This is a genomic window from Streptomyces sp. NPDC006332 (assembly GCF_040612855.1).
Classification (GTDB): Bacteria; Actinomycetota; Actinomycetes; order Streptomycetales; family Streptomycetaceae; genus Streptomyces.
In genome coordinates, this window is sequence record NZ_JBEXRA010000134.1 from 1 (window position 1) to 2,172 (window position 2,172).

3 protein-coding genes are annotated in these 2,172 nt (G+C 70.2%); 1 reads left to right on the plus strand and 2 read right to left on the minus strand.

Annotated elements, in window-relative coordinates; translation table 11 throughout:
* Both ABZ027_RS43110 and ABZ027_RS43115 read right to left on the minus strand, forming a co-directional pair.
* Nucleotides 1–1,118, minus strand: a 1,118-nt coding sequence (locus ABZ027_RS43110) for a histidine kinase dimerization/phospho-acceptor domain-containing protein (protein ID WP_356778579.1), incomplete at its 3' end; no start/stop codon positions are given.
* Complete coding sequence (locus ABZ027_RS43115) at nucleotides 1,115–1,804, minus strand: response regulator transcription factor (protein WP_356778581.1); 690 nt, start codon at nucleotides 1,802–1,804, stop codon at nucleotides 1,115–1,117. The genes ABZ027_RS43110 and ABZ027_RS43115, both read right to left, overlap by 4 nt.
* 179 nt (nucleotides 1,805–1,983) lie before the next feature.
* Here ABZ027_RS43115 and ABZ027_RS43120 point away from each other — a divergent pair.
* Nucleotides 1,984–2,172, plus strand: a 189-nt coding sequence (locus ABZ027_RS43120; protein WP_356778583.1) for a hypothetical protein, incomplete at its 3' end; no start/stop codon positions are given.

Sequence of the window (2,172 nt, forward strand, 5' to 3'; positions counted from 1 at the left end):
GGGCGGTCGGGCTGCTGGGCGCGCAGGTCCTCGGCGGCGTCGCGGACCAGGCGGGTCAGGTCGACGTTGCGGAAGCGGAGTTCGGGGCTCTGGTCCAGGCGGGCGAGGGTGAGCAGCTCGTCGACGAGGCGGCCCATGCGGTCGGCCTCCCCGGTCATCCGGTCCCAGGCGCGCTTGCGCTCGGCCGGTTCGCGCAGCATCCCCTTGTCGTGCAGCTGGAGGTAGCCCCGGATCGCGGACAGCGGTGTGCGCAGCTCGTGCGAGGCGTCGGCGACGAAACGGCGCAGCTGGGCGGCGCTGCGCTCGCGCGTCCGGTACGCCGACTCGACCTGCTGGAGCATGGAGTTGAGGGCGAGCCGGAGCTGTTCGACCTCCTGCGCCGGGTGGCTGCTGGAAGGCACGCGCCGCGTCAGGTCGCCCTCGGCGATCGCCGACGAGGTCTCCACCATGTACTCCAGCGGCCGCAACCGGCGGCTCACACCGAGCATCGTCAGGCAGCCGAGCAGAGCCAGCAGCAGCGCGCCGAAGGCGAGGCCGAGTTTGAGGGCTTTGGTGAGGACGTCGTGCAGCGGCCCGGTCGAAGTGGCGAGCAGCACGGTCGTACCGTCGTCGAGCCGGGCCGCCGTGACCCGGTAGGGGGAGCCCGCCACCCTGACGTCGTGCGGTTCGTCGTCCTTGACCAGTGCGGCCGGGTCGTCGACGGCGCCGGCGAGCGCGCGCTGCTGGGCGGTCGGCGTGAAACCGCCGACGGCCAGCGGCTTCCCCTTCTCGTCCAGGGCCGCGAAGATCGCGTGCCGCACGAGGGAGTCGGCGTCCTCGGCCGAGGAGGGGGGCGAGTTCTTGTCCCGGACGGCGACCAGGGCGCCCAGCGAGTCGGCCTGCACCATGCCGATCCGCGCCTCGCCCATCGAGCCGCGCATCGACATCAGCTCCGTGTCGACACTGTCGAGCAGGAACATCCGCATGCCCATCACGCCCACGATGGTCGCGACCGCGATGCCCAGGGCGAGCATGGCCACGTTCATCACGGTGAGCTTGCCGCACAGGGAGTGGAAGCCGCGACGGCAGCGGAAGCGACCGCGGAAACGGGCGACGAAGCGGGCGCGGCCTTCGCTCATGCCAGTCCGTATCCCACGCCCCGCCGGGTAGTGATCACCGGCGACCCGAGCGTGTCGAGCTTGCGGCGCAGATAGCTGATGTACGTCTCGACCACGGTCGACTCGGCCGGCGCGTGCTCGTACCGCCAGACGTGGCGCAGAAGTTGCTCCTTCGACACGATGCGGCCGCGGTTGCGCACCAGGAATCTCAGCAGCACGTACTCGGTGGGCGTCAGCTCCACCGTGCGGCCGGCGCGGTGCACCGAGTACGTCGTCTCGTCCAGCTCCAGGTCGCCGTACGTCAGCGGCGGGCGCTGCGGCAGCACATCGGCCGGACGCGTACGGCGCAGGACGGCCGTGATCCGGGCGACCACCTCGTCGATGTTGAACGGCTTGGTGATGTAGTCGTCGCCGAAGCCGAGGGCGCCCACGATCTCCGCGGGCGAGTCGCGCGCGGTGAGGAAGACGAGCGCCAGGTCGGACCGGTCGGTGCGCAGTCGCTTGCCCAGGGCGCGGCCGTCGCCGTCCGGGAGCATCACGTCGAGCAGCGCCACGTCGGGCCGGGTGCGCTCGGCGAGTGCGAGCGCCTCGCGGACGGTGCCCGCCGTCATCACCTCGAAACGGTGGTACCGCAGGGCTATGGCGAGGACGTCCGCGATGCTCTCCTCGTCCTCCACGACCAGCACGGTGCCAGGAGCCTTCGTCATGGCTCCAGTATCCGCGCGGTCGCTGACAGCGGGCCTTTTCCAGCATTGGAGTTTCTTGAGAGTCGTCGGCATGACCTTTCCCCGCGTGCGTGCCGCCGCCGAATCTGTTGCCCAGGACCTGAGGGACCAACCGACCGATTCTTGACTACAGACCTTTGAGGAGTACGAACGTGGTGGCATTGGCACGATGGTGCTATCGGCACCGGCTGGTGGTCCTGCTGCTGTGGGTGGGTGCGCTGCTCGGACTGGGCGCGGCGGGTACGGCCGCCGGGACGACCTACACGAATGTCTTCTCCCTTCCGAACACGGACTCCCAGCACGCGACCGACCTGATGATGAAGGCGTTCCCGCGGAGCTCCGGGGACACC